Origin of the sequence: Zhenpiania hominis (genome assembly GCF_014333425.1) — a bacterium.
Lineage (GTDB): Bacteria > Bacillota > Clostridia > Peptostreptococcales > Anaerovoracaceae > Hominibacterium > Hominibacterium hominis.
In genome coordinates, this window is the sequence record NZ_JACRYT010000002.1 from 78655 (window position 1) to 105633 (window position 26979).

Below are 26979 nucleotides of genomic sequence, written 5' to 3' on the forward strand. Positions count from 1 at the left end.
AATTTCTGATCATCGCGAAAGTGCTTGCTTTCGCCTGTTTCTTTGATTTATAGTAGTTTTTGTCGAAAAAAGGAGGCCAAAGAATAATGAGGCGCAAACGCATCTTAATCCAGTCCGCAGCAGTGGCGCTTTGTTCCATTCTGCTGTTTTTATGTGTATATAATAACTGCGAAAGCTATGATACTCCCATCGCGAAGGTCACAGAGGTTTCCGAAAAAGCCAGCGGTTCCGGATCGGTTGACCAGTCTCTGACCGGAGTAGTGAAAAACGGAGACTTCCGCGGTCAGACCATTCACCTTGAAAACACCTATGAGGAGTCGCTTGTATATGATGACCGTTATTCCGAAGGGGACTTCCTTTTTGTTACCATTCATTCCGCAGATGAGAACACAGATGATTCCGCAGTTCTGACCGGAAGCGTCACCGGAGTGAAACGGGACTATTATGTGGCCCTGACGCTGATCGTACTGCTGGCTCTGCTGGTTCTCGCAGGGGGAAAGCAGGGGATATTTACAATCCTCGGCCTGACCGTCAACATCTCGCTGTTCTGCGTGCTTCTGATGCTCTATGGCGCCGGTCCTAACGTTCTTGCTCTCAGCATTGTCCTGGTAATTCTGTTTTCCTGCATTGTGCTGATCCTGATCAACGGAGCAAACCGCAGAACCTGGATCTCTCTGTGCGCGACCCTCGGCGCTGTCGCTTTTGTCGGACTCCTCTCCGCGGCGGTTATCTGGCTGGGACCTGAAATCAGTTATGAATTCATGGAATACCTGCCGGAACCCTATACGCGAAGCGACGCCAACCTGCTCTTTCTCTCCGAAATTTTAATCGGAGGGCTGGGCGTTATCATGGATATCGCGGTTACCATTACAGCCTGTTCGGCAGAGCTGATCCGAAAAGATCCGCACATTTCAAGGAAAGCGCTCCTGCATTCCTGCCGCCAGGTTGCTGATGATATTACCGGCACCATGATCAACGTGGTGTTCTTTACAAACATCGCTTCCTGCATCCCGGTGTTTATTCTGTCTATGAAAAACGAAATCAGTTTTTTCACCGTGATCAAATACAACGCGTTCTTTGAGATTGCCAGATTTCTGACCGGAAGTATCGGGATTATCATTACCATTCCGCTGGCCATTTTCGCGGCGTCCGCATTTCTGAGAAAAGGAGGTGCCGTAAAATGCTCCTGATTCTGGCAGCCGCTTTTGTGCTCCTGGTACTTTTCATCGGAGGGGACCGGACCGCGAAAGCGCTGGTAACACTTGCCGGGAACGCCTCCATTCTGGCAGCTTGTATCTTTGTCATTTATCAGGGCGCGAATCCCCTGATTACCGCGCTGGTCTCCTGCTTGGGCGTAACCCTGCTTACGCTGTTTTATCAGAACGAAGTCAACCAAAAGACCGTTGCCGCCTTCTGGTCGGTGGCGGTTGTTATCGCCCTTCTGATGGGATTTCTCTGGTATCTCGGCACATTTTCCTCCATACAGGGCTTCCCTGTCGGACAGTACGAGATAAGAGAGTCCAACGGGTATGCGCCGGAAATCGGAATCAACATGTGCCTTTTGCAGATTGCCGCCCTTCTCATGCTGCTCATTGGCGCCATTATCGATACCGCGCTGGCAGTTACTTCCGCTCTTTATGAGGTGCATCTCAACAACCCGCGGCTTTCGCGGAAAGAACTATTCTTTTCCGGCATCTCTGTGGGAAAAGATATTCTAGGTTCAACGATCAACACTTTGTTCTTCATTTTTATGGCAGAGTATTTCACATTGTTTTTGCAGTTTATGGAATACTACTCCTTTGAACAGATGGTTAATTCCAAAGAATTTGCCCAGGAGGTCATTTCCATCGCCCTCTGCGGCAGCGGGTGCGTCCTGATCCTTCCCGTGGCGGCTCTGCTGGGCTCCTTCTTTTACCATTCTTCAAAGATACCCGCGCCGTTCAAACGATTTTCAACCAAGACCGCACGCCGAATTCAGGCGCGGCATAACGAAAGAACCACAAAAAAAAGCGGAGAGAGCCGCCTGTAAGCCGCGCTTTCCCCGCTTTTTAATTTGAGTTTTTATGACGATAAAACGATTAGAAATTACCGTTCTACGATCATTGCGGTACCCTGTCCTCCGCCGATGCACAGAGTAGCCAGACCTTTCTTCGCGTCTCTCTTAGCCATTTCGTACATCAGAGTGATCAGGATTCTGCAGCCGGATGCTCCGATCGGATGACCCAGCGCAATCGCTCCACCGTTTACATTCAGGATGTCTTTGTTGAATCCCAGATCCTTGCCAACCGCTACAGACTGTGCCGCGAACGCTTCGTTTGCTTCGATCAGATCCAGATCTTCCACTGTCATGCCTGCTTTTTCCAGAGCCTTTCTTGTGGACGGAACCGGTCCGATACCCATGATTGTCGGATCTACGCCAGCGGAAGCATAGGATTTGATGGTGCACATCGGTTTGATTCCCAGTTCATCCGCTTTTTCCTTGGACATTACGACAACTGCCGCGCCGGAGTCATTGATTCCGGATGCGTTTGCCGCAGTTACCACGCCGCCGTCTCTCTTGAATGCCGGCTTCAGTTTTGCAACTTTTTCCATGCTGGATCCAAACTTCGGATGTTCGTCTGTATCGAAGATGATCGGATCGCCTTTTCTCTGCGGAATTTCTACCGGAACGATTTCATCTTTGAATTTTCCAGCTTTGATTGCAGCTTCCGCTTTCTGCTGGGATGCTACTGCGAACTCGTCCAGTTCTTCTCTGGTCAGTCCCCACTGTTCCGCGATATTTTCTGCTGTAATTCCCATGTGGTAGTTGTTGAATGCATCCCACAGTCCATCGTTTACCATCATGTCTACCATCGGCGCGTTGTTCATTCTTGCGCCCCATCTTGCTGCCGGCATCGCATAGGCTGTTGCGGACATGTTTTCTGCTCCGCCTGCTACGATGATGTCTGCGTCTCCAGCTTTGATGATCTGTGCAGCCAGAGATACTGCTCTCAGTCCGGAACCGCATACTTTGTTCAGAGTCATGGACGGTACTTCTTTCGGAATTCCCGCGTCCATAGAAATCTGTCTTGCTACGTTCTGGCCCAGACCGCCCTGCAGCACAGTACCCATGATTACTTCATCAATGTCTTCCGGCTTTACTCCGGCACGTTTGATAGCTTCTTTTACGGCGATCGCTCCTAAAGTCCTTGCCGGTACGGTTTTCAGAGCTCCGCCAAAACTGCCGATTGGTGTTCTTGCTGCACCTACGATTACAACATCTCTCATTTTCATGTCCTCCTTAAAGTTTGCGCGTAATGCGCCAGAATAACTTTTGTTAGATTTTTAACCATTAGTTACTTATGCTTTTTCTAAAATATTACCATACTTTTTCAGAATTGCAAGAGTTTTTGGCAAAAATCTGTTAATATTTTAACAACTTTTTTCAAAGCCGCTAAATTACTTAAATGCCGCGATATATTTTTCAATCATCTTCACCGGCTTGTACGACAGCTTCGCTTTACGTAAATTCGGGATTCCCATGTCCTCCTCCCGGTTTACAAATTCCGTCGAATCCGGCATATTCCGGCAAAATTCATTGTTAATTGCCTGATAAAGTCCCCTAAAATTTGTGTTCGCTTTTTCGATATGCACGACCGCCGTATCCAAATTCAGTTGACCTCCCACCGTAAGCGCTTGCATTTTTCCATCAATCCGGATCGCGCCGCCCATATACCCGGCCTCCTCCATATGACAGAACACATCCGCCATTGCGTCTTCCTCCATTTTAAGAAGCTCCAACTCATGCCCAGAACGCTCTCTACTTCGGTTCAGTTCCCGGACAAATTCAATCGCCTCCCAGGCCATACCGGATGTAAGAGGAACATATTCATAAGAATAGTTCTTTCGAAAATAATTCAGATGATTCTTTTTAGAATGGTAGTCCCTTCCTTTTAGTTCAGCCAGATCGCTGCGCCTGTAGACGTAATCGTAGTTGGGCCGGTCCTCCGAAAAATACATCTGGTCCGGGAACGCTTCTTCCAGCATCCCCAGCATATGCCCTGGAACCAATCGCATCTGAAAGACGTGCCCTTCCGCTTCAAAACATTCCTTCGCGTCCAGAACAGCCTTACGAACACCATCAGGCTCATATCTCCCATCCTTTGTCAGCGGCGGCAGAAAAAACGGCTCGGCCGCCCCCTCTTCTTCCAAGTGACTTGCCCCCGCAAGCAGCAAATAGTCTCCCGATCGTTTCCAAGAGAAATTGTTAATATTCCGCCACATGTACAGCGAAGTAAAGGACAGCCCCGAGGTCTGGTAGTCATATCCCTTCAAATATTCCTCCAAAACGGCTCTGTCTTTTATATGAATGCTTTTTTCAAATACAAACATCTCTATTTTACAATCGCCGAGATAGCCTTAAAGCCATCTGCCTTTGCTCCTCCCATCAATTCGTAAAGAATGGATTCATAGGTGGTAACAGTAATTCCGGCAGCTGCCATTCGCTGCTGGCTGCACAAATTGTCCTGTTCCTTTCTGGAAGCAACACAATCCTGAATTACATATACGTTATAACCGGCTTCCGCCAGCTGCAAAGCGGTCTGCTGCACGCAGATATGGGTCTCAATCCCAATCAAAATGACGGTTTTCTTTCCTGTTTCCGCCAGGGCTCGCGTAAAATCCGGCTCACCCATGGCGCTGAAGGTAATCTTTTCGATGGGTGAAAACGCGCCCAGCGCTTCGGCAACTTCCGGAACAGTAGGTCCCAGACCTTTTGTATACTGCTGAGTCACAAGCACCGGAATATTAAGGATACGGAGTCCCTCAGCCAGTTTTACGACTGTCTCCTGCAAATTCCGCGCATCTGCCATGGCTGGCAGCAACTTTGTCTGCAGATCAATCGCTACCAGTACGGCGTCTTCTTTTTTGATCAGGCTCATTCTGCCAGCCTCCATTTCTTTATTTCATCCACCAGCTCATAGTCTGTCAAATCGTAATGCAGGGGAGTAATGCTGGCATATCCATCCTGCATGGATATTACATCAATATCATCAGGAAGACCTTCATAAACGACCGGGTTTCCTTCATACCAGTACTGCGTCTTCCCGTTCTCGCCGGTTTTTGGGCGGAACCACTCCTTGTACTCCCGCATCCCCAGCCTTGTATATTTTACACCCTTAATCTCCTCCTTCGGAAGATCCGGTGTGTTAATATTCAATACCGTTCGCGCGCTCATTTTTGAAAAGCCGTTCCTGCACGCGCCGAGGGCCAGATCGCAGGCCAGCTCAAAATGACTTGCCTTATGGCTGTTTACGGAAACAGCAACAGAAGGAATTCCGCAAAGCGACCCCTCAATGGCCGCGGATACCGTTCCGGAATACAGAGTATCCGTCCCCAGATTTCCTCCCAGATTAATTCCGGAAAAGACCATATCGATCTTAATCCCCTGATCGTTTAAAATCTTTGTCCCAATTTTTACACAGTCAGCTGGGGTTCCCGTTGTTGCGTAAGCTTTTACCGCATGTTCAAAATCCGTTTCCTCCACTTCAATGGGCTTGCCCACTGTGATCCCATGTCCGGACGCGCTTCGCTGCGTATGGGGCGCACAGACATAAATTTCCGCGGTCTGAGACAGCGCTTTTACCAGATTCCGAATACCGGAAGCCTCTATGCCGTCATCATTGGTTACTAAAATATTCAATCCACCCAGTCCCCTTTCTGCAAAATCAATACCATACGTCGCTATTATATCATAATCTAACCGGTTTAAGAATTCCCTTTTTTATCCCGAAACAAAAGACGAAAATTTCAGATATTTTTTTAAACCTATTCCTTTCCGTCGCCCAGAACCTTTCCAATGGAATCATTAATCACCAGCGTAGCCTTACTGTCATACTGGGTCTGCGATTTGTTGATCAAGATCAGATCCTTCCCCCGAAAGTATTGAATCAGCCCTGCCGCAGGATATACCACAAGGGATGTGCCTCCGACGATTAGTGTATCCGCCTGTGAAATCGCATGAACCGCGCCCGAAATGACATCTTCGTCCAAAGCTTCTTCATAAAGAACCACATCCGGCTTTACCACACCCCCGCAGGCTTGGCATTTGGGGACATTGCCGCTGCAGTGCGCCTCGTCCATAATGTAGTCCAGATCGTAGAAAGCGCCGCATTCCATGCAGTAATTTCGTAGCACAGAACCGTGGAGCTCATAAACTTTTTTGCTTCCCGCCTTCTGATGCAGTCCGTCAATATTCTGCGTCACAACCGCCGTCAGTTTTCCCTTTTCCTCCAAGCGGGCCAGCGCAATATGCGCCTTATTCGGTTCTGCCTCCCGATAGATCAGATTGTTTTTATAATAGTCAAAAAAAGTTTCCATATTATTCATAAAAAACGAGTGGGACAGCATCGTTTCAGGAGATTTTCCATATTGGGAAACCGCCTGATAAAGACCGCTTTCCGAACGGAAATCCGGAATATTGCTTTCCGTGGATACTCCGGCTCCACCAAAAAAGACAATTCTCTCGCTGCGTTCTACAACTTCCTTTACCCTTGCATCCATTATGACTCCTCCTCCCTTTGCCTTCCAACATTATTCATCCAGCATTTCTACTTCCTGATAATCCTCCGGAATCTCGAAGAAAGCCTCCGGCACATTCTTATCCTCCAGTTTGGTAATCCGATCAATTTCTTGGTAGATCAGCTGATTTTCTTCGCCATCTTCTCCCTTCTGCTCCTGGAGAATAACAATCGCGTACAAATCGCCCTTGTCATCTACTAAATAACGTTTTTTGTAAAAATAGGTATCGACTTCGACAGTCTCGCCATCTTCCCCAAAGCCTTCCAATTCATATTCATCCTGATATTCATCATAGGTCCAGGTCTTTCCGTCCAGCTCCATCTCGGAAGTCGTCACATATTCGAGTTCGATTTCCTCCCCGTAATCTTCCAGTTCATCTTTGGTATATGCTTTCTGCGAATCGTCTATCGTATAATAGGCGTCGTCTTTTTCAATCTCTCGAAGCTCCGGTTCGGATTCACCGGTTGCCACAACCAGAGTCCCCTCCCCGTTTCGCCCTTCTGCTTTTACGCTTTCCATAGGCTCGCTTTCCTCATCCATTTGCTCCGAAACATTCGCTTCGTAATAATAGACGGCATCGTCCCCTTCTAACAGCTTATGATATTCATCCGCCACTCGGCCCGCGAAGGTTTTCTGGCTCTGTGTCTGGTTCTGAGCCGAATCGGTTTCGCCGTTTTCCTGTTTATTCCCGCACGCTGATATGGCAAAAATCATGCATACAGACAACGCAATCGCGATTGCTTTTTTCATAATCGTTCCTCTCTTTTCTGTAATTCCTTCAGACATATTTTATTAGAACAGCAGCATTGCCGCCAGGAAAATCAGAATGAAATAAAGCGCGGTTGCAGCGGCAATCAGGTAAAACTTTCGCTCTCTGTCAATGGTCAATGCAGATTCCACAGCCGTTGTCATACTGATCACGGAAATTGCCGCGGCGATCATTGCCGCACAGGTTCCTACAGGCAAGGAAACTGCCAGCAAAATCACAGCAATCAGCATTAGGATCGCCCCGAAGATATTTGCCGCCCCGCAAGCCCCTGTCAGTTCTTTCAGCGAACATTCTCCTTGGAACAGTCTGCCTGCGGCGTAGAGAAGGGCAAGCCAAACCGCGTCAGCCACAACGCCGCACAGGAACACCTTCGCTCCAAATCCGAACGGATCTCCTCCAGCGATCCAAGTTCCCGCAATTCCAAGAGTTGCCGTAAGCCTGCCCGTCAGAGCAGCCGCGACAACGGCCAGGATCACATCCTTTAGAATAAAGAAGCCGATTCCAGCCGTAAACGCATTTTCAGACGCCGCTTTTTCAATCGTTCCTATAGGCTTTACAAAAATATGTTTCACAATTTCCAGAACCATTCCCGGTTCCACCCTTTTCCTGCGCGGCTGCCGGGGAGCAACCTCACCGGTTGGCGTTCCACACGCGTCACAGAACGCGGCGCCTTGCGGAAGCCGTTTTCCACAAGCCATACAGAACAGCGGCGCTTCTTCCTGGTCTTCCTTCCGCTCATCAGATGATGACACAGACTCAAACGCCTGTCCCTCATCCCAGGTTTCCTCCGGCGCTTCCGGCGCAGGAGACTCCCAGGGCTCCGTCGAAGTTTCCGTTTCAAAGGAATCCGCATTTTCCTCCGGCTCGTTCTCCCAAGCTTCCGTCTCTTCCGCCAATTTTTCTTCCGGCTCAGTGCGGAATTTGCTCTTCAACGCGGCTCCCAGCCCTGTTCTGGAAAAGAATCCGCCTTCTGCTTCAGAGTCTTCATCCTCCTGCGAATCCGCATCGTTTTCGAAAGCGTCAGACTCCTCAGCCTCTACCCCGGACATTGCCAAAGGTTCCGCGTCTTCCTTAAAGTCCGGCTCAGGCTGTTCCGCCTTCCAGTCCGCTTCTTCTTCCCATTCATCCTCCGCATCCCAGCTGCCGCGCTCCGGCTGCGCAGGCCAGAATAAAGGGCTATCTCCTTCTGGTTTCAAGGCATCCGGAATTTCCATATCATCATCGGAAAGCCCATATGAAATTGCCGGCTTTTCTTCCTCTCCCTTATCTTCTGTGTCTGATTCCCCAGGGGTTTCCATTTCAAACGCCGCCGCTTCCTTCGGCTCTGAATGGTATGTATGATCGTCCCCCCTCCGCTCCGGTTTGACAAACACCATAGTCTGATCCAATCCCGTCCGCTCTGTCGCCTCTTCCGGTTCTTCCGTCTTTTCCATCTCCATCAGCTGCTCCAGATCCGTAAGCGCCTGCGCGTCTTCTTCTACATAATCTTCTGGCTCCGGATCCGCCACCAGCGCCCCACAGTTCTCACAAAATCTGGAATCATCATCAATCCTTGCACCGCAATTTTCGCAATACATACTCCTACCTCCTTAAGAAAAAAAGGCCGAGAGCCTTCGCCCCCAACCCTTAGCACATCATTTATCAGCCAGTATCAACTGTCTATGGTTCTCTTTATGAAAGCATCCGTCTCCGCACGCTTTTAATTTACATTATCAGGTTTCCGCCTGTTTGTCAAGGAATTCCGGGAAGCTATCACAGCTTCCACATGGAAAGAAAACTTAGAAATCACCGTTTAAATAATTCATGTACGCGCTTTTAATCTCCGCGTAATAACTTTTGCTAATCGGAATTTCCCGTCCGTCTTCAAAAAGAAATTTTTTCGCGTTCATCGACTGTACCCGAGTGATATTAACAACATAACTATTATGGCATCTGAGAAACCTGCGATCGACCTGTGGGTCCATTTCCTCAAACTTCCCGTAATAAGTTACAACACCCTCTGTTGTGTGTACATGAATTCTGCGTTTTTCTTTTTCAAAATACAAGATCCGTTCCAAAGGAACCTTCTGAACCCCCTGCTTGTTCGCAATGACAAATTCCCTTCTAGTAGCCTGATCCAGTTTTTTCTCCGCGCGCCTGACCGCCTGTTTCAAACATTCGTCTTCAAACGGTTTTTTCAGAAGGTAGACATGATCAACTTCATATACCTCCTGGTAATAGGTATCCTTTGCTGAGATAAAAATAAGTTGTGAATCTGGCTGCATCTGCAGCACTTTCTTTCCGGCTTCAATACCAAAGCCTCCTTCTAATTCCACCTCCAGAAACACCATATTTGCCTCATCCGGATGCGCTGAAACATATTGTTCCAGGTCCGCTTTCCCCCTGAACAACTTCACTCCCTGTACCCCTTCCTCTGCAATCGCAAGACTCTTTCTTTTCAGTTCTTCTGAAAAAGAAAGATCCGAATCACATATGAGCACTTTCCACATGTTGTTCTCTTTGTCCTTTTCTACACCTTAATACAAAATACGAAAATAATACGAAATACGAATAAATACGGGCACCCCGTATCTTAAAATAATTTTACCATCTTTCCGGCAATTGTGCACGAATTGTAATAAAAAGTGCGCAAAATGTAATAAACGGACATTTGAAAGTACGGAAACGGAAAAGTCCAATTAGCCCCTTACAAATGAAACTCTGTAAGATGCTTCCAATACCGCATCGGCATCCTGTTTTTCTGACAGCGTGGGTTAAGCCTTTCCCGAATCGCCATATTCTTAAAATAAGTTTTCCACATATTCTGATAGTCCTTTTCCTTCTTGGAAAAGGGGGCAAGTTCACGCCGCGTAAATCCCCGGACATACCACTCCCCCTGGTAAGCCGCAAGGGCTTTTCCCCGCCTCACATCATGTATAAGGAACGCTTCGTTTTTAAAGCGGTCACAGAAATGGGGCGCCAGAAATTCAACTACATCACACTGCGGCTCAATCGGGCTGTACAGCACCCCATTTTCCAATTCGGAAAAGCGGACCAGTCCCTTTAGCTTATGAACTTCATTGTTTACCCTTTTCTCCGCCTCCTGCGCCGAGAAAACGATCGGATCCCCGTGAAGCAAACTGATACAGGCTCCCCTTACAAATCCCAGGCGCACATAATTCAAAATTTTGCACTCCTTTTCCTTCACGTCAGAAGCAAACACTTTATAGATCCGTTTTAAATCGCCGGAAGAAATTTTCTTTTCAATCGCTTCATAAACGGTTATCGCTTTATCTGCGTCCGTTTCCACCTCCTGATATCCGCCCAGCATCGTTGACTGGTATTCTTCCCGCAAAAAAATTCCGCTGGCCTTTTCGGAATAATAATGATGATAAATACACGTCAGCACCCCTTCAAAGGTTCCGTCATACAGATAATCAACCATTTTTCAGCACCGTACCTTTCCTTTCTTTTCCAGACAACAGTCTTCCCTTTCCTTCATCAAACATTGACATTTGAATCCCATCGTTTATCTGCAATATTTGATTTTTTATGACTTCCGGCGTAAAAGTCTTTTCTCCGTAAAACTTACCGGAACAGGTCAGAAAATGTTTTGCTCTCTTCAGCACAACTCCCATTTTTTTTAAATCTTCATACTTCACTGCCGCGATCTTTCTCTGCCTGAGAATTCTCTGTGCCGAAACGGTTCCAACGCCTGGTATGCGCAGCAGCCGATCCATAGACGCTTTATTCACTTCTACCGGGAACTGATCCAGATGCCGCAGCGCCCAGGATATTTTCGGATCTAAATCCGGATCCAGATTGGGATTTTCTTCATCCAATATTTCCGAAACCTCAAAGCCATAAAAACGCAGCAGCCAGTCCGCCTGATACAGGCGATGCTCTCTTCCAAGGGGCGGCGCAGTCAACACATCCGGCAAAATTGGAGATGGCAGCACCGGGATATACGCGCTATAATAAACCCGTTTCATCTTAAAGGTATGATATAGATTTTCAGTAGTGGTAAGAATCTGCCGATCGGTTTCCTGTCCAGCGCCGATAATCATTTGCGTTGTCTGTCCTGCCGGCGCGAATACTTCTTTTTGTCTTCGCCGCAGCATCAGTATTCCCGCAGAAGAGGAAAACCCGTCAGCATCACCCAGCTCACGAATATTTTGGCTGTCTTGGACCTGCCCCTGCCTTAGCGGAATTGATTTTCTTCCTGCTTCCAGATAATGATCCGCGGAATTCAGCTTTTGCCCTTTGAACATCGTGCCCGGCCCTTTTAAGGCGTTTCTCTCAATCAGCGTATTCGTAATCTGACGCATAGGCGCGAATATCTGTTTTGGTTTTTTCTGTGGGGCGAACAACTCCAAACTCTTACTGGTGGGCATTTCAATATTCACACTTAGCCGGTCCGCCACAAGACCAATCGCGTGTACCAGCTCCTCCGAAACCCCCGGAATGATTTTCGCGTGAATATAGCCTGCAAATCCGTATTTTTCCCGCAGCAGCCGCAGGCAAGAAAGAATCCGTTCCGCCGTATAATCCGGCGATACCTCCACTGCCGAACTTAAAAACAGCCCTTCGATATAATTCCTCCTGTAAAACTCAATGGTCAGCTGCGCCAGCTCTTCCGGCTCAAAAGAAACCCGCTGCCCGTCGGCGCTCCTGCGGTTCACGCAATATTCACAGTCATAGACACATTTATTTGTAAACAGCACTTTCAAAAGGGAAATACATCTTCCGTCCGCCGACCATGTATGGCAAATTCCCTCCGACGCCCCGCTTCCGATAGTACCGTTATTACGCCTTCCAACGCCGCTGCTGGAACAGGACACGTCATATTTTGCACTGTCCGCGAGAATCTTCAATTTATCCAGCATAAGATTCATGCCGCCGCCTCCTATCACTTCCTTCTTTTAATCCACGCAAAAGAACTTATGTTCTTATTTTAGCATATAGGGAACTTATGTTCAACACACTTATCCGAAGAAAAATAGTTGTATTTTTTTGCCTGAATTGTTAATATTGATAGATAGTAAGTATCGATTTTTAAAGGAAAGGAAAACAGGCAGCAGATATGAAAAAAAACGCCTTTGTTCTCAGTGGAGGCGGCTCGCGGGGCGCGTACGAGCTAGGGGTCTGGCAGGCGCTGCGGGAGCTTGGGATTCCCATTCACATTGCAGCCGGCACCTCTGTCGGCGCGTTAAACGGAGCCATGGTGGCGCAGGACGATTTCGAATTGGCGGTCCGTCTATGGAACGAGTTGGAAACCCACATGGTTTTTGATCTTGATGAAAAAAAAGAAAAGCATCCAAGATTCGATTTTGAAATTGGCGGAATGAACGCCGGCGAAGCCCTTGCCTATGCCAAAGAAATTCTGACAAAGGGAGGAGCCGGCACCAGCGGACTTGAAAAAATCGTAAAGGATTATGTGGATGAAGAGAAAATAAGAAATTCTTCTGTACAGCTGGGTATTGTCACAGTCGAATTTCCATCCCTGAAGCCTCATTACCTTTTTACAGAGGATATTCCGCAGGGCAGACTGAACGATTATATTCTGGCCAGCGCCGCCTGTTTTCCCGCGGTCCAGGCCAGAGAAATCGGCGAATCCCATTTTATTGACGGAGGATATGCGGATGTTATGCCCGTAGAACTTGCTCTGCAGAAAAACGCGGATCGGATCTTTGCCGTCTATCTGGACGCAGCAGGTTTTGTCAGAAAGGAAGATTTAAAATCAGCAGAAAAAGAAGTTTCCCAGCTTCTGATCATCGAAAGCAGGTGGGATCTGGGTAACTTCCTGGTCTTTGATACAAATAACACCCGTCGCATCATGCGCCTGGGGTATCTGGACGCCATGAAAGCGTTCCGGGTTTTTGACGGAGAAAAGTTTTCCTTTGTAAAAGGAACCTTTACCCGCCACCAGCTGCCTGGCGCGGAAGCCTGCGCCGAAATCTTCAAACTTGACCCTGGAATCCTTTATACAAAGGAAACCCTGCATGAGCATCTGGCAAAAGCGGTTTCCCGGACAGCCCTGCCGGAGATCAACGATATCCATACCGCGGAAGACGCTCTGCGCAAGCTGAATCAGCGGACGCTGGTGCTGTTTATCGCGGAGAACCTGCAGAAAAAGGACGCGGACAGCGTTTTCACAGAAAAGAACGTATTCCGGCTGCTGAAAGAGGAAATTGTCGCGGCCAATTATCTTGTGCGCAGCGGAATATTTCAAACCCCCGCGAATTAGTCATAGAATGATGTATCTCAAATTGAAGAAAGGAACTTCCCATGGAACTTATACCAGCAGGCACAGCTGTTTACCTGGCCATTTACGCTCTCTTTGATATTGGATTCGAGACTGCTTTTTTCCTGTGGTTTTTTGAGCCAAAGCGCCCTAAAAAACGTTCCTGCGTTCTTTATATCGCTCTTCTGTTTTTATGGAACGCGGAATCCATGTATACAACCATCTACCTTCCATACGAAGATCACTTTTTTAACAGCGCTGGCTACGAAATTATTTCATCTCTGATCTTTTTCGCACTGTTCCTTTTGGTATTGCAGCTCTGCGCAAAGGGGAATCCTGTTCGCAGCTTTGCCATCTGGCAGCTCCTTGACTATGCCAGTCTCCCCGCCCTCTTCCTTTGCTCACTCATCCGAAAACTTGCCGGATGGCCCTCGCCCATGGAATCCGTCACCATTTCTGACTTTCCGGACTGCGCCTGTACCTTTATCGCTTATCTTCTGACTGCTCTCTTGTTGAAAAGGTTTGCGGCCCGCTGGGAGAAAAAACTTCAGCGTATGCCCCTTTTCATCGCCTGGATCATTTTGCTGTTTGAAAACGCCAGCGCCCTTTTATCCATTACCGATCTGAACACTCCGGATTATTTTATCGGCGGGATTTCCGCCACACTCAACATCGGCATGGCGCTTTTCCTTCTTTCCTTTATCCTTGCTCTGCTCATTGCCATCGCCCTGTCCATCGCCAGCGCCCGCGCCGCTGAGCAGACAAGCCGCCTGGTACAGGCGCAGCTCGAGCTTCAGCATAACTACTATGCTTCCATGAGTAAGACACAGACCATGCTCCGCGGGCTGCGTCATGACCTTGCCAATCATTTATCCGTGCTTTCCGCGTTAAAAGAAAGCGGTCGCGAAGAAAAGCTCCGCCAGTATGAGGATTCCCTTCTGGACTTCTGTACCCGGATTGAGGAACAGGCGGCGCCTGACCCAAAATGGGAAAACTGGAAGCTTCCCGGTCTCACCCCTCAGGAGCACCACGCGTTCTGCTCCGCGCTGGAACGTCTGCTCCAGCACCCAGGGATTCCCGAACATGCTGCCCGGGTCTGCCGCAATATGGACAGCCTGGAGATTCTTTTTTCCAAAAATCAGATTTCCAAAAGAACCCTCAGGCGCATAAAAAAAGATATTTATTGGGAAGTCATTTCCCAGATTTCAAACCGCCATCAAATTCATCCACACTGGAAGGAAGGAGACGACCAATGGGAATTTATACTGAATTTTTAGGAACACTTCTGTTTCTTTCGCTTTTCGCGTCAGCCGCTCTGGCAATCGCTCTCATCCTTTACCGAAAGCGCATCCGCGAAAAGGATTTTTTTCTAAAAAAATGGGAGTCTTTTGGCGGTTATACGGAGTATACCGGTTCCTTTTTTGAGGAAGCGGTCTCCGTTATCGGCCAGATCCGCCGCGCGATCCGCGTTTTCCATACAAATTCGGACAGAACCCGGCTTTCTCAGGAAGAAACCGCTTTTCTCGCCGACTGCGACGCGCTGTTAAATAATACCTTTACCGGAAACGAAACCGTCGACGCATTACTGTTCACAAAGAAAAAGCGCTGCAGCGAGTTGGGAATCCATTTCACTTTGGAAATACAGGCAATTCCGGATGGGGAGCTTTCCGAGCTTTTAATCACCTCCCTCCTTGGGAATCTCCTGGACAACGCCATCGAAGCGGCCGCCGCTTCCGGACATAAGGCGCCTCGGATATCAGTCCGCAGTTATATTCGCAAATCCGTATGGATTGTAAAAACGGAAAATACGAAAAACATCCATCTCAAACCATTGGAGTCACAGATGAAAACAAGCAAAAAAGAAAAAAAAGATCACGGCATCGGGCTCCCGATTCTCCGTCAAATAACCAATCAGTATGATGGTTCTCTGACGTTCCGTGATCTTGAAGGTTCTTTTGAAGTACAGGCCATGCTGGTGCTTCCCGCGTAAATCCATTCCCTTTTACAGGCTGTTGCTCAGATACTCCAAAAATTTATTTCTTGCCTGTCCGTAATAGGATTTACTGATCGGAATTGCCCTGCCGTTTTCGAAGAAAAACTTTTTATCGGAAAGCTTCTGCGCCTTCGCGATATTCACAATATAGCTATTATGGCATCGCAAAAAACGCTCGTCCAGTTGCTCTTCAATTTCTTCAAAGCGTCCATAAAAAGAATATCTTTTTTCCGTAGAGTGGATATGGATTTTCCGTTTTTCTTTTTCAAAGTATAAAATAATGCTGAGGGGGATTTGCTCTGTTCCAATTCTCCCCGGCATATGAAAATTAGCCTCTTTTATCTGCTCCAAACGCTGTATAGCGCGAGATAGCGCCTGTTTCAGGCGCTGTCTTTTCACAGGCTTTTTCAAAAAATAAATATGCTCCACTTCGTAGACATCCAAATAATAATCATCGTATCCGGACATAAAAATGATTTGCGTATCCGGATTTGCTCGCTGAAGATTTTTCGCCACATTGACGCCATTGTTATTCTTCAGTTTTACATCCAGCATTACAATCGCCGGTTCATCCGGATGCTCCGCAACATAAAACTCCAGCTGCTCTTCCAGGACAAAAGTTTCTACATGCAGATTCTCCCTTCCCATGATTTCCAGGACATCCTGCTTTATACCCTCCGCAAAGAAAATATCATCATCACATATAAGCACTTTCTTCATTCGTCTCTTGTCACGTCCTATTCTGTAAATATCATTTTGAGATTCTGAAGTTTTATTTTATCATATTTTCTTCATTTAATTTTCACATTGTAACAAATCTCCCTCGAAATGTAATAAACGTCACTTTATTCGTACTTTTTATCAAGCCGATACGCGAAATAACGGCGGGCCGGTGTTTTATAAAGAGCCGCGGCCAGAATTTCCGCAACAATAATTCCCACCACAAACTGCCCCACATTCCATGGAATTCCGATTACCGGCGCGACCCAATTTCCGACGATAACGCCTTCCGCCACGTAGTATCCGGCCACCATAAAAATACCGGCCAGCACCATTCCAAGCAATTCCAGCACGGAAATACCCGCAAAGCGCAGACGGGCTTTTTTTATCGCCGCATTTAAAAACATTCCCAGAATAATCGCCATTACGCCTTTAATTACAAAGGTCCAGGGCGCCCAGACCGGCGCTCCTCCCATAATATCCCCTAGTGCTCCGCCAATGGCCGCGGCCATCGCTCCATTTTTCCAGCCCAGTATCAATACCGACAGGAAAATCATCGCGTCTCCCAAATGCACATATCCTTGGGTACCAGGGATCGGAATGCGGATAAACATAATTGATACAATAATAATTCCAATCATCAGCGCCGTCATTACCAGATTAGCTGTACGAGTCGTATTCCTCATTCTTTCTGTCCTCACTTTACTAATTTGTCTCTGCGTATTATAATACAGGAAAAGTGTATACAGATAAATGTACAAAAATAATTATTTTTTCGGGTACAGTAAGGAGATTATATGAAAGCGATTATTCCCAATATTGACGAGACCTCCAAACGGCCTTATTATCTTCAGCTTTACGATTACATAAAGAACGCGATTCTTTCAGGAGAAATTTCCACAGGAGAAAAACTTCCTTCTCTCCGCAGTCTTTCCAAATCACTGGGGCTCAGTATGACGACCGTAGAGCTTGCTTACAGCCAGCTCGCGGTTGAAGGTTATATTTACAGCCGGCCTCAGTCTGGTTACTACGCGGACAATGTCCGTACACCTGGAACTGTACCGGTCTTAAAAAAAATGGACAGTTCACCCCTGGATCAGACTCTGGAGGCTCAGGAACCGGAATTCTATTACGATCCGGACTGCTTTGACTTTAATAAGTGGAAAAAATGTGTAAACAAGGTTATCACCGAATATTCACCGCTGCTATTCTTTGAAAGCGATCCCCAGGGCGAAAAAGCGCTGCGGTACGAAATCGCCAAATACCTCTATCAGTCCAGAGGCGTTTCCTGCACGTCCTCGCAGATTGTAATCGGCGCGGGTACACAGCAGCTGACAAACCAGCTTACCAATATTCTGAAGGCCATGTCCATCGATCACATCGCGGTGGAAGATCCTGGCTATATACCGGTCATTAACATTTTCCGCGACAGAGGCTTCGCCATCACTCCCGTAAAAGTCGGCAAGGAAGGCATCCGTATCGAAAAGCTGCCCTCCAATATCCGTTCCGCGGTCTATGTAAGCCCTTCTAATCAGGTTCTTACCGGCGCCGTCATGCCCATCGGACGCAGGTACGAGCTGCTGGACTGGGCGTTTCAGAACAACAGTATCATCATGGAAGATGACTACGACAGCGAACTCCGCTATTTCGGCAAACCGATCCCCGCGCTGCAGGGTCTTGACACCAAGGGAAGCGTCGTATACCTGGGCTCCTTTTCGGCAACCCTTTTTCCCTCCATTAAAATCAGTTATATGGTGCTTCCTCCCGCCATGTCGGAAATTTTTCAGAAAATCCGGGATGACTATACCCAGACCTGTTCGAAGATGGAGCAGCTGACTCTCGCTCTGTTTATGGAAAAGGGATTTTATCAGACCAATATAAAAAAGCTGCGCAGTCTGTACGCTCAGAAGCTGCAGACCATTCTGCGCTGCTTGAAAACGGATTTTACTGATCCCATCAACACCGCCTCCGGCCTTACCGTCATTGTCCGGATTAACAGCCAAAAAAACGCCGACGCTCTTTGCGCGGAAGCGCGCAGCCTGGGTATCACCGCGTTTCCCGCGGTTTCCCCTGTCTCCGTAAACACAGGCCGCAAAGCTCCGTCCGGTCCCGTGCCGCTGGTTTTGTACTATAACCAGATTCCTTTAAAGGATATTCCGGAAGCGGTCAGAGAGCTGCTGGAAAATTGGCGCGCATAAGCAGCGCCAATTTACGGCAAAAAACAAAACACTGCGGAAAGCGTTTCGCGTCCCGCAGTATTCTGCTGTTTTGTGTTTTATTATTTATAATGTAAAAGGTGGTGAGCCTTGTCACCTGCAAGCAGACCGTTGTACAGCGCTTCTGCAACCGGGTTTTCCGCGGAAAGTTTTACATTAGACATCCGATCCGCCTCATACATACCCGCCGAACGCTCCGGTTTTGCTCTGTCAACAACGAACGGCTGTCCGGCTCCGGCAATACATCCGCCTTCGCAAGCCATTACTTCTACAAAGTCATAATGTACTTCGCCGGACTGGATTTTCTGAATCAGATTCTCCGCATTCTTCAGACCGCTTACAACTGCGATGGACAGTTCTCCGTCTTTATACGGAACCTTCACTTCTTTCAGGCCATCAAATCCTCTGACACCGGTGAAGGAAATATCCGCAAGATGATATCTCGCTTCTTCTCCCATGACATAACGGATTACCGCCTCGGTCACGCCTCCGGTTACGCCGAAAATAATACCCGCGCCGCTGGCGATTCCAAACGGCATATCTACGGCTTCCGGCATAATCTCTTCGAAACGCAGACCCGCTTCCCGAATCATGTTAGCAAGCTCCACGGTTGTAATGGAGTGGGCGATCGTCGGTTCATCACCGTAAGTCATATCATCTCTGTGAATCTCATATTTCTTCGCTGTACAAGGCATAATCGCCACAACCTTTGTCTTCTTCGGCTTTTTGCCTTTTTCATTGAGCTTTGCCCGTTCTTTCAGAACAGAACCCAGCATCTCCATCGGAGATTTGCAGCTTGAAACATTATCCAGTAGTTCCGGATGGTTGATTTCCGCGTAGCGTACCCACGCCGGACAGCAGGATGTAAAGAGCGGAAGCTTATTATCTCCCTTTTCCAGCTTCGCCATCAGTTCTCTCGCTTCCTCGATAACTGTCAAGTCCGCGCCGGTAGCGGTATCGTAAACTTCGTCAAATCCCATTCTTCTCAGGGCGCTGACGATTTTTCCCATTACATTGGTACCCTTTGGAATGTCAAATTCATCTCCCAGCGCAACTCGGACAGCAGGCGCAATCTGAGCAACAACAATCGTATCATCATCATAAAGGTCTTCCCACAACGCGTCTAAGTCATTTTTAATTGTAATTGCTCCTGTTGGACAGATTGCCGCGCACTGGCCGCAGTTCACGCAATTCGTCTCGGAGATTGGCATGTTGAATGCCGTGGTAACCTGCATATTGGATCCTCTGTACGCATAGTCAATGGCGCCTACATTCTGGATTTCCGAGCACATACGCACGCAGTCCCCGCAGATAATACATTTATTCGGGTCTCTGCTGATGGAAAGAGAGGATTCATCCTTCTCATCCCAGATGCTGTAAGGCTCAAAGCGCACATCTTTCAAACCAAAGCGCTGTGCCAGGTCCTGCAGCTTACAGTCAAAGTTTTTTTCGCAGGTTGTACAGTCCCTGCAGTGGTCCGCCAGCATCAGTTCCAGAATCATTCTTCTGTACTTCTGAAGCCGCGGTGTATTGGTCTTTATTTCCATACCGGAGCGTGGCGGAGTGGAGCAGGACGCCATGATTTCACCATGCTTTCCTTCCACTACGCACATTCTGCAAGCTCCGTATGTAGATAAAGCTGAATAGTAACACAGAGTCGGCAGGTCAATTCCTGCTTTTCTGATTACATCTAAGATATTTTTCTCTCCCTCAATCGCTACAGGGAGACCGTCAATTACCATAAACTTTTTATTATTCATTGTATTCATTGTGATTAAGCCTCCTTGATCGCTTTGAATTTACAGGACTCCAGACATGCACCGCACTTGATGCACTTGCTCTGGTCGATTTCGAACGGTTCTTTTACTTTTCCGCTGATCGCGTCAACCGGGCATACTCTTGAGCAGAGGCTGCAGCCCTTGCAAAGAGACGGTTCGATGTAAATTTTCTTCAGCGCCTGGCAGGTCTTGGTTCTGCAGTGCTTATCCTGAATATGTTCAATATACTCATCTCTGAAATATTTCAGCGTGGAAACAACCGGATTTGCCGCTGTTTTACCCAGTCCGCACAGCGCCGTGGAGGTGATAGTGTCGGACAGCTCTTCCAGCATATCCAGATCGGACATTTCGCCCTTTCCGGCAACAATCTTTTCCAAAATTTCCAGCATTCTTCTGGTACCTTCTCTGCAAGGCACGCATTTTCCGCAGGATTCGTTCTGGGTGAAGTTCATGAAGAATCTCGCTACTTCGACCATGCAGGTGTCTTCATCCATTACAACCAGTCCGCCGGAACCGATCATAGCTCCCGCCTTTTTCAGACTGTCAAAGTCCAGAGGCAGATCCAGATGTTCTTCCGTCAGACACGCGCCGGAAGGTCCGCCGATCTGTACGGCTTTGAATTTCTTTCCGCCTCTTACGCCGCCGCCTACGTCGAAGATAATATGTCTTAAGGTGGTTCCCATCGGAACTTCGATGAGTCCTGTGTTCACAATATTTCCGGTCAGAGCAAACGCTTTGGTTCCCGGGCTCTTTTCCGGTCCGATGCCTTTATACCAGTCCGCTCCGTTTTTAATGATGATCGGCACATTGGCAAAGGTTTCTACGTTGTTCAGCAGGGTTGGCTTGCCGAACAGTCCGTGTTCTACCGTTCTTGGCGGTTTTACACGCGGCATACCTCTGTCCCCTTCGATGGAAGTGGTCAGCGCGCTGCCTTCACCGCATACGAACGCGCCCGCGCCCTTTACAATATGAATATCAAAGTCGAATCCTGTTCCCAGGATGTTTTTCCCCAGAATTCCGTATTTTCTGCAGTCGGTAATCGCCTTATCCAATCTCTGTACAGCCAGCGGATACTCAGCTCTTACATAGATATATCCTTCTTTCGCGCCTGCCGCGTATCCCGCGATCATCATGCCTTCCAGCATTTTATGCGGGTCTCCTTCCATGATACTTCTGTCCATGAACGCGCCCGGGTCTCCTTCGTCACCGTTGCAGACTACATATTTAATCGGGTCTTTCTGCGATTTCACCTGTGTCCATTTTCTTCCCGCAGGGAAACCGCCGCCTCCTCTTCCTCTCAGATTGGAGTCATAAATTGTTTTTACAATGTCGTCCGGCGTAATGTCAAACAGGCATTTTTCCAGCGAGCTGTAACCGCCGTACGCAATATATTCTTCGATGGATTCCGCGTCAATCTGTCCGCAGTCTTCCAGTACGATTCTTTCCTGGTTCTTATAAAACGGAATTTCCTCCTGTACCGGGTAAGTGATGCCGTCTCTGGAATAAATCAGACGATCAATCACCTCATCTTTGACAATAGACTTTTCTACGATTTCTTCGCAGTCATCCAATGAAACTTTCAGATATAATAATTTTGCCGGCTCAATACGGAGCAGCGGTCCCATTTCACAAAATCCGTGGCACCCGCTCTTTTTCAGGCCGATATGATTCCCCTCTTCTTCCTTTTCCAGGTTCACCTGACAATTCAGGCCTTTTTCCTCAATCAGTTCCTTTAATCTTTCATAAATCTCCATGGACCCGCCGGCCACACAACCCGTTCCCCCGCAGACATAAATTTTCTTTGTCTGACGATCGATCTGTTCCAGAAAAGCTTCTCTGGATTTCTGCAGCATTTCTCTGTTTTCAATTGCCATTTTTGTGCTCCCTTCCTACTTTAATTCCGAAAGAAGGTCTACCGCCTTCTCCGGGGTCATTGCCGGATATACCTTATCGTTTACCGTCAGAACCGGTGCCAGGCCGCAGGCTCCGAGGCACGATACGGTTTCAACTGTGTACATCAGATCATCCGTTGTGTTCTTGCCGTCTGTCAGTCCCAGTTCTTTTCTCAGGGCTTCCAGAATCGGAATGGATTTCCGCACATGACAGGCTGTGCCGTCGCAGATTTTAATCACATATTTGCCTTTCGGTGTAAGTGAGAAGTTTTCATAGAAAGTCGCGATACTATAAATCTTTGCGAGACTTACACCCAGCTTTTCCGACAGATAGTCGAACGATTCGCGGGGCAGGTACCGGTATTCTTCCTGGATATCCTGCAGGATCGCAACAATCGGTTTTTCACCGCTGTGGGCACTAATGATTTCATCAATTTTTTGATACAGTTCTTTATTGTCCATAATTTCCTCCTGAATAGAGTTCTTTTGAAAAGAAATACTCTGGCATGCGTTGTTATTAGTTTAACGCAATTTCGTTACTATGCTTTATCCGTTTTTTCTTCTCACATTTTTAATTTTACTGGTCAAATTGCGGTTTGTCTAGCCTAACTTATGTACTTTTTTGCTTTCTTTTTATAATTTTAAAGGTTTTTCGGAATTTCTGCAAAACCCGAATTACAATTCTATGATTAAAATTCACTTTTATTTTTGTCCATTTTCGCTTTATTGTACGAAAGTGATTGATATTTTTTTAACTATATGTTTTATCCCTGCTTCTTTCTGCATGCCCTCACCTTCACGCAGAGTTCTTGCTGTACGAATATCCTGCCGCACACAAAAAGTATTTGAGATTTTTTGGTTCTATATGGTATAATTCAAGTGTTGTGTAGCGAAAGCGTAAGTCCAAACGGACTTACGCTTTTTCTTTTATACTCGAAAAAGGAGCGTATCTCCTTTTACAAATATGCGGTCTGTTCTGATTTTTTATTGCATAATACAGAAAGGAAAGTGATTTTATATGATTTATAAAGAAAACAGACGAAAAAATCTTACTCTTACAATTTTATCCCTATCCCTGCTGACGGTCATGGCCGGAGCGGCTGTCGCTCCGGCCCTCAATACCATCAAAGCCTACTTCAATGGAGTGAATCAGACTCTGACACAGATGATTATCAGCATCCCCGTTCTGCCGTTTCCGCACAAAGCAAAGTGCCACAAGGATACCGATTCCGCAGAGGCTGACGAGAATTCCCGGGATAAAGCCATCCGGAAGGTAAGTCAGACAGATCTCATGCTCACCCGCGCTCAGATGCGCCGCGAGGAAGGCGCCGCCAAAGGTTTCCGTTTCCACTTTTTCTCCGTCCACTTCCAAAGTCCAGCCCTTCTCATAAGGAATCGACGTCACAAAGAAGCCGTTCTCTTTCACCTGAATGGTTCCGGAAATTTCGGTATCGCTGTAAGCATCCACCTGGAGCGTTTCATCATCCAGTAGCGCGTAGGCCCGATCCCACGCGTCCATATCCATCCCGCAGGCATACGCTGTAATATCTCCAGCCTGACCGGTTTCGTACTGAATATCAATGATAATGCGTTCTCCCGCTTCACACTCTCCAAGACTTACGATGGCGCCGCAGTCCTCGGTCAGCTGTACCAGTTCTCCGTTTTCCCGTCTGGCTGTAATGCTCTCCGCGCCGGCAGTCTCTACATAAACATATACCTGCTGACTGCTGCGGGAAGTAAACGTAAGCTTTGCTGTCCCCTGGGAACCCGAATCCACAGAAGCGCAATTCACTTTCCCATCCTCATAGTTTCCCAGAGAAACACCTTCTCCCGAAAGAACCGGAGAATCAATACGCCGGAAAATCGTTTCTCCGCTTCCCGTCGCCAGTCTCACAAACTCCTCCAACACGGAGAAGGGATTCGTCTGCTCAATATCCCAATCTTCCGCCACAGCGGAGTTTACCATATACCCGACGGACAGATCATACGGATTTTCGTAAAGAGCGGTCAGATTTTTACCGCCGGCGAGTTCCAGAGCGCTTTCGCCGGTCACCGGTCTGCCTCTGCTGATGATATACTTCACATTCAGCATCGCGTTCAGCACCGGAGTGGTCATTACATAATTGTAGCGGTTTTTCGCGTCTTCCGCTTCCAGGCCGATCCGGTCCATAAGATAAGATACCGAACCGTTCACGGTAGAGGAAAACTCCGATACCCCGGGATAATGATACAGCATCGGCGAATTCAGAATCAGCGGATTGGCGACCTCCATCCGGTAAAACCCATCATCTCTCTGTCTGGTTTCCCTCACCAGCTCTTCCACTTCCCGGCTCTCCGCGAAGTATTCATTCCGATCCGTATAGCTGACCGTCTCCACGCCGATAGCAGTCTGATTCATCAGTTCCGCGGAGACGATTACCAGAAGAATAAAGCACATCAGCGTCTCCGGGTATTTTTTGAGCCGGTAAACAGTCAGGAACCCACAGTAAGCAAAGAGCAGCAGCAGACATACATAAGCGAATTCCGGGCGAAGCTGTCCCTCATAGAACTTTTCGGCAAGGAAAACATACGCCGTCCCCGCCGCGCATACCGCGCCGATTTGCCCGCCGCTGACCCTCTTGACGCCGAGGAACGCTTCATACGCCAGAATTACCAGCAGGAAAGAGACTACAAAGGAATACCGGTACGGAAGCTGATTGGGAAAATGGAACCCATGCCACATAAAATCCAGCTTGTTGCAGTTGAGACTAAGAAACAGGAACCCTAAAAGCGCGCAGTTCAGCAGCTTTTTCCGAAGGGAAATCCGTCTGCTGAGCAGAAAAAACACAAACAGAATAACCGAAAGCAGTCCGCAGTACACATTTGGCAGACCCTCCCGGACGGTAGGCTCTACATTGGGCAGCAGATTGGTAAACAGATCCAGAAGGGACTGATAAAAGGTCGTTTCCCGTGGCATTTCCGAATCAATGTAGTAGGTATTCTGCAGACTGAGGAAGGTCGGAAGCAACGTCACTCCCGCGATGAAAATCCCCGTAAAGGAACATAGTACCGCCTTTCCCGTCACCTGCAGGCAGCCTCTGGCGCCCGGCCGTCTTCTCCTGGAAAAATACAGGATCGGAAAATAAAAAAAGATAAAAATGCAGATCATTCCGCCGATATAATAATTGGTTATCATCAAGGCCGCCAGGGAAATGGTATACAGCTTAAAGCTGCCCCGATCAATCAGCCGATTCAGGCCCAGTATACATAAAGGAAGAATCGCCACCGCGTCCAGCCACATCAGGCACCAGTAATAGCCCAGCACATAGGCGCACAGCGCGTACATAGAAGAGAAGGCCACTGTCGCCAGATCGCATCTTCCGTGCATACCCCTCAGATACACCGCCATAAAGGCGCCGGCAAGTCCGATCTTAATCAGTATGATCAGTGTCACCGCTTCCATCAGCCAGGCATCCGGAACAAAAATCGTCAGAAAATAGAGGGGGCTTGCCGCGTAGTAGGACATCAGCGCGAGAAAATTCGTTCCCAGTCCCCCGTTCCAGGAGTACAGCAGACTTCCGCCGTTCTGCAGCTTTTCATGCAGTTCGCTGATAAACGGATAGTACTGATGATACATGTCAATTACCGCGACCTGGTTCTCTCCGAACGGATAAAATCCCATGGCCGCGTAAGCGATAAACAACAGAAAAAACGGCACGAAAAAGGCCAGAAAAACATAACGGTTACGATAGAAAAAATTACCGATTCCCGATATGCCTCCAGTTTTTAATCTCATTCTCATCCCCTCCCGTTTCCTTACTCAGCCGGAGTAATCTCCATTCCGTTAAATGTCGTAATTTCATTGGATTTATCAATAAACGCGGCCTGAAGACCCTCCATCCGGGAAAGAAGCTTCCGGCTCTTTTCTTCTCCCAGAGCGAGGCAGACGGTGCCTAAGACGTCACACTCCATGGATCGGCCCTTATTCCCGAGAATCACCACGGCATTCAGAGAATTGTCGATGGGATATCCGGTATTCGGGTCCAGTACATGATGATACAGCGTTCCATCCTGTTCAAAATACCGTTCGTAGACGCCCGATGTCACCAGGGTCTTGTCCGCGAGATCGACGCTCCCCAGGATCTCCGATCCGTTGGAATAAGGAAGCTCGATGCCGATCCGCCAGGGCCTTCCTTCTTCTCGCTCTCCTATGGCTACCAGGTTGCCTCCCAGATTAACGGTGGCGTGTTCCACGCCGGCCTCTTCCATCACCTCTGTCATCCGATCGGCGATATATCCTTTGGCGATGCCCCCCAGATCGATCCGCGCCCCAGGGTTCTCCAGGCGCACCTGATTTCCCTTAATCTGTATCTTCTTATAGTCCACAGTCTTTACGGCTTCTTCAATCCGCGCGGCTTCCGGCACCTGCGGATGATCCGCGTGGAAATCCCAAAGCTCCGATACCGCTCCAATGGTAATATCAAACATGCCCTCTGACAAATCACCATATTCCATGCCTTGCTCGATCAGTTCTCTGGTTTCCGGCTCAACCGTGACGAATTCACCGCCCGCGTGGTTAATCCGGTAAATATCGCTGCCTTCCACCGTTTTGCTCAGCATATTCTCGTAATCCCGGCAGCATTCAAAGGCCTTATCTATCGCTGCCTGAGCATCCGCTTCTCCCATTCCGTACACGGTCAGCGTACAGACGGTATCCAGCAGAAACTGATTTTCCGAAACTGGTTCTTCGTTTGAACACCCGGTTTGTGGTATAATGAGAAGCGTACATAACATAAGTACAACTGTTATTTTTTTTATAAACCGCATATTTTTTTACCTCATGGAGTTCAT

General features: G+C 47.9%; 23 protein-coding genes. 6 read left to right on the forward strand and 17 right to left on the reverse strand.

Features of this window, described 5'->3' with window-relative positions:
* Positions 1–86: 86 nt before the first annotated feature.
* Both H9L42_RS03180 and H9L42_RS03185 read left to right on the forward strand, forming a co-directional pair.
* Complete coding sequence (locus H9L42_RS03180) at positions 87–1190, forward strand: YibE/F family protein (protein WP_187302003.1); 1104 nt, start codon at positions 87–89, stop codon at positions 1188–1190.
* Positions 1181–2029 (forward strand): YibE/F family protein, encoded by an 849-nt coding sequence (locus H9L42_RS03185; RefSeq protein ID WP_187302004.1) that lies wholly within the window; start codon positions 1181–1183, stop codon positions 2027–2029. Before H9L42_RS03180 ends, H9L42_RS03185 begins: the two co-directional genes overlap by 10 nt.
* 56 nt (positions 2030–2085) lie before the next feature.
* Here the strand turns inward: H9L42_RS03185 and H9L42_RS03190 are convergent, their stop codons facing one another.
* The 10 genes from H9L42_RS03190 to H9L42_RS03235 all read right to left on the reverse strand — a co-directional run bounded on the left by H9L42_RS03190 (position 2086) and on the right by H9L42_RS03235 (position 12201).
* Positions 2086–3267: an acetyl-CoA C-acetyltransferase gene (locus tag H9L42_RS03190; RefSeq protein WP_187302005.1), complete on the reverse strand. Its 1182-nt coding sequence runs from the start codon at positions 3265–3267 to the stop codon at positions 2086–2088.
* A gap of 171 nt (positions 3268–3438) precedes the next feature.
* Positions 3439–4314: a DUF2156 domain-containing protein gene (locus H9L42_RS03195; RefSeq protein ID WP_187302006.1), complete on the reverse strand. Its 876-nt coding sequence runs from the start codon at positions 4312–4314 to the stop codon at positions 3439–3441.
* Positions 4315–4373: 59 nt separating this feature from the next.
* A complete protein-coding gene (locus H9L42_RS03200) occupies positions 4374–4919 on the reverse strand; it encodes a hydrolase (RefSeq protein ID WP_187302007.1) in 546 nt (181 codons plus the stop codon).
* The gene (surE, locus tag H9L42_RS03205) at positions 4916–5680 is read right to left on the reverse strand and encodes a 5'/3'-nucleotidase SurE (protein WP_187302008.1); all 765 of its coding nucleotides are present in this window, start codon (positions 5678–5680) and stop codon (positions 4916–4918) included. Before surE ends, H9L42_RS03200 begins: the two co-directional genes overlap by 4 nt.
* 125 nt (positions 5681–5805) lie before the next feature.
* Complete coding sequence (locus H9L42_RS03210; protein WP_187302009.1) at positions 5806–6540, reverse strand: NAD-dependent protein deacylase; 735 nt, start codon at positions 6538–6540, stop codon at positions 5806–5808.
* 30 nt (positions 6541–6570) lie between these two features.
* Entirely contained in the window at positions 6571–7308 is a 738-nt protein-coding gene (locus H9L42_RS03215; RefSeq protein ID WP_187302010.1) for an LptM family lipoprotein, read from the reverse strand.
* A 42-nt stretch (positions 7309–7350) separates the two neighbouring features.
* Entirely contained in the window at positions 7351–8904 is a 1554-nt protein-coding gene (locus tag H9L42_RS03220) for a zinc-ribbon domain-containing protein (protein WP_187302011.1), read from the reverse strand.
* A 201-nt stretch (positions 8905–9105) separates the two neighbouring features.
* Positions 9106–9816 (reverse strand): LytR/AlgR family response regulator transcription factor, encoded by a 711-nt coding sequence (locus H9L42_RS03225; protein WP_187302012.1) that lies wholly within the window; start codon positions 9814–9816, stop codon positions 9106–9108.
* A gap of 197 nt (positions 9817–10013) precedes the next feature.
* Positions 10014–10751, reverse strand: coding sequence for a TIGR03915 family putative DNA repair protein (locus tag H9L42_RS03230; protein ID WP_187302013.1), 738 nt, complete (start codon positions 10749–10751; stop codon positions 10014–10016).
* Complete coding sequence (locus H9L42_RS03235) at positions 10744–12201, reverse strand: putative DNA modification/repair radical SAM protein (RefSeq protein WP_187302014.1); 1458 nt, start codon at positions 12199–12201, stop codon at positions 10744–10746. The genes H9L42_RS03230 and H9L42_RS03235 overlap by 8 nt, the downstream gene beginning before the upstream one ends.
* A gap of 188 nt (positions 12202–12389) precedes the next feature.
* Here H9L42_RS03235 and H9L42_RS03240 point away from each other — a divergent pair, with 188 nt between their 5' ends.
* From H9L42_RS03240 to H9L42_RS03250, 3 genes are read left to right on the forward strand one after another with little or no spacing between them, the layout of a single operon-like run.
* Complete coding sequence (locus H9L42_RS03240) at positions 12390–13553, forward strand: patatin-like phospholipase family protein (protein WP_187302015.1); 1164 nt, start codon at positions 12390–12392, stop codon at positions 13551–13553.
* Positions 13554–13594: 41 nt separating this feature from the next.
* Positions 13595–14827: a hypothetical protein gene (locus H9L42_RS03245; protein WP_187302016.1), complete on the forward strand. Its 1233-nt coding sequence runs from the start codon at positions 13595–13597 to the stop codon at positions 14825–14827.
* Positions 14803–15540: a sensor histidine kinase gene (locus H9L42_RS03250; RefSeq protein ID WP_187302017.1), complete on the forward strand. Its 738-nt coding sequence runs from the start codon at positions 14803–14805 to the stop codon at positions 15538–15540. The genes H9L42_RS03245 and H9L42_RS03250 overlap by 25 nt, the downstream gene beginning before the upstream one ends.
* 12 nt (positions 15541–15552) lie before the next feature.
* Here the strand turns inward: H9L42_RS03250 and H9L42_RS03255 are convergent, their stop codons facing one another.
* Together H9L42_RS03255 and H9L42_RS03260 are read right to left on the reverse strand one after the other, a co-directional pair.
* Positions 15553–16263 (reverse strand): LytR/AlgR family response regulator transcription factor, encoded by a 711-nt coding sequence (locus H9L42_RS03255; protein WP_187302018.1) that lies wholly within the window; start codon positions 16261–16263, stop codon positions 15553–15555.
* A gap of 125 nt (positions 16264–16388) precedes the next feature.
* Complete coding sequence (locus H9L42_RS03260; protein ID WP_187302019.1) at positions 16389–16949, reverse strand: ECF transporter S component; 561 nt, start codon at positions 16947–16949, stop codon at positions 16389–16391.
* 111 nt (positions 16950–17060) lie between these two features.
* Here H9L42_RS03260 and pdxR point away from each other — a divergent pair, with 111 nt between their 5' ends.
* Positions 17061–18461, forward strand: coding sequence for a MocR-like pyridoxine biosynthesis transcription factor PdxR (pdxR, locus tag H9L42_RS03265; RefSeq protein ID WP_187302020.1), 1401 nt, complete (start codon positions 17061–17063; stop codon positions 18459–18461).
* A gap of 80 nt (positions 18462–18541) precedes the next feature.
* On the opposite strand, the gene H9L42_RS03270 is transcribed toward pdxR, so the two are convergent.
* The 5 genes from H9L42_RS03270 to H9L42_RS03290 all read right to left on the reverse strand — a co-directional run bounded on the left by H9L42_RS03270 (position 18542) and on the right by H9L42_RS03290 (position 26955).
* Entirely contained in the window at positions 18542–20248 is a 1707-nt protein-coding gene (locus H9L42_RS03270; RefSeq protein WP_465270638.1) for a [FeFe] hydrogenase, group A, read from the reverse strand.
* Positions 20249–20253: 5 nt separating this feature from the next.
* The gene (gene nuoF, locus H9L42_RS03275) at positions 20254–22131 is read right to left on the reverse strand and encodes an NADH-quinone oxidoreductase subunit NuoF (protein ID WP_187302021.1); all 1878 of its coding nucleotides are present in this window, start codon (positions 22129–22131) and stop codon (positions 20254–20256) included.
* Positions 22132–22146: 15 nt separating this feature from the next.
* Complete coding sequence (locus tag H9L42_RS03280) at positions 22147–22611, reverse strand: NADH-quinone oxidoreductase subunit NuoE family protein (protein WP_187302022.1); 465 nt, start codon at positions 22609–22611, stop codon at positions 22147–22149.
* 607 nt (positions 22612–23218) lie between these two features.
* Positions 23219–25924: a YfhO family protein gene (locus tag H9L42_RS03285; RefSeq protein ID WP_187302023.1), complete on the reverse strand. Its 2706-nt coding sequence runs from the start codon at positions 25922–25924 to the stop codon at positions 23219–23221.
* Positions 25925–25944: 20 nt separating this feature from the next.
* Entirely contained in the window at positions 25945–26955 is a 1011-nt protein-coding gene (locus tag H9L42_RS03290) for an FAD:protein FMN transferase (RefSeq protein WP_187302024.1), read from the reverse strand.
* Between the last annotated feature and the right edge of the window lie 24 nt (positions 26956–26979).

Bases quoted from the DNA above. Each gene is read 5' to 3' on its own strand.
- H9L42_RS03180 (WP_187302003.1), top strand. From the start codon at position 87: ATGAGGCGCAAACGCATCTTAATCCAGTCCGCAGCAGTGGCGCTTTGT.
- H9L42_RS03185 (WP_187302004.1), top strand. From the start codon at position 1,181: ATGCTCCTGATTCTGGCAGCCGCTTTTGTGCTCCTGGTACTTTTCATC.
- H9L42_RS03190 (WP_187302005.1), bottom strand. From the start codon at position 3,267: ATGAGAGATGTTGTAATCGTAGGTGCAGCAAGAACACCAATCGGCAGT.
- H9L42_RS03200 (WP_187302007.1), bottom strand. From the start codon at position 4,919: ATGAGCCTGATCAAAAAAGAAGACGCCGTACTGGTAGCGATTGATCTG.
- H9L42_RS03210 (WP_187302009.1), bottom strand. From the start codon at position 6,540: ATGGATGCAAGGGTAAAGGAAGTTGTAGAACGCAGCGAGAGAATTGTC.
- H9L42_RS03215 (WP_187302010.1), bottom strand. From the start codon at position 7,308: ATGAAAAAAGCAATCGCGATTGCGTTGTCTGTATGCATGATTTTTGCC.
- H9L42_RS03220 (WP_187302011.1), bottom strand. From the start codon at position 8,904: ATGTATTGCGAAAATTGCGGTGCAAGGATTGATGATGATTCCAGATTT.
- H9L42_RS03225 (WP_187302012.1), bottom strand. From the start codon at position 9,816: ATGTGGAAAGTGCTCATATGTGATTCGGATCTTTCTTTTTCAGAAGAA.
- H9L42_RS03230 (WP_187302013.1), bottom strand. From the start codon at position 10,751: ATGGTTGATTATCTGTATGACGGAACCTTTGAAGGGGTGCTGACGTGT.
- H9L42_RS03235 (WP_187302014.1), bottom strand. From the start codon at position 12,201: ATGAATCTTATGCTGGATAAATTGAAGATTCTCGCGGACAGTGCAAAA.
- H9L42_RS03240 (WP_187302015.1), top strand. From the start codon at position 12,390: ATGAAAAAAAACGCCTTTGTTCTCAGTGGAGGCGGCTCGCGGGGCGCG.
- H9L42_RS03245 (WP_187302016.1), top strand. From the start codon at position 13,595: ATGGAACTTATACCAGCAGGCACAGCTGTTTACCTGGCCATTTACGCT.
- H9L42_RS03250 (WP_187302017.1), top strand. From the start codon at position 14,803: ATGGGAATTTATACTGAATTTTTAGGAACACTTCTGTTTCTTTCGCTT.
- H9L42_RS03255 (WP_187302018.1), bottom strand. From the start codon at position 16,263: ATGAAGAAAGTGCTTATATGTGATGATGATATTTTCTTTGCGGAGGGT.
- H9L42_RS03260 (WP_187302019.1), bottom strand. From the start codon at position 16,949: ATGAGGAATACGACTCGTACAGCTAATCTGGTAATGACGGCGCTGATG.
- pdxR (WP_187302020.1), top strand. From the start codon at position 17,061: ATGAAAGCGATTATTCCCAATATTGACGAGACCTCCAAACGGCCTTAT.
- H9L42_RS03270 (WP_465270638.1), bottom strand. From the start codon at position 20,248: ATGAATACAATGAATAATAAAAAGTTTATGGTAATTGACGGTCTCCCT.
- nuoF (WP_187302021.1), bottom strand. From the start codon at position 22,131: ATGGCAATTGAAAACAGAGAAATGCTGCAGAAATCCAGAGAAGCTTTT.
- H9L42_RS03280 (WP_187302022.1), bottom strand. From the start codon at position 22,611: ATGGACAATAAAGAACTGTATCAAAAAATTGATGAAATCATTAGTGCC.
- H9L42_RS03285 (WP_187302023.1), bottom strand. From the start codon at position 25,924: ATGAGATTAAAAACTGGAGGCATATCGGGAATCGGTAATTTTTTCTAT.
- H9L42_RS03290 (WP_187302024.1), bottom strand. From the start codon at position 26,955: ATGCGGTTTATAAAAAAAATAACAGTTGTACTTATGTTATGTACGCTT.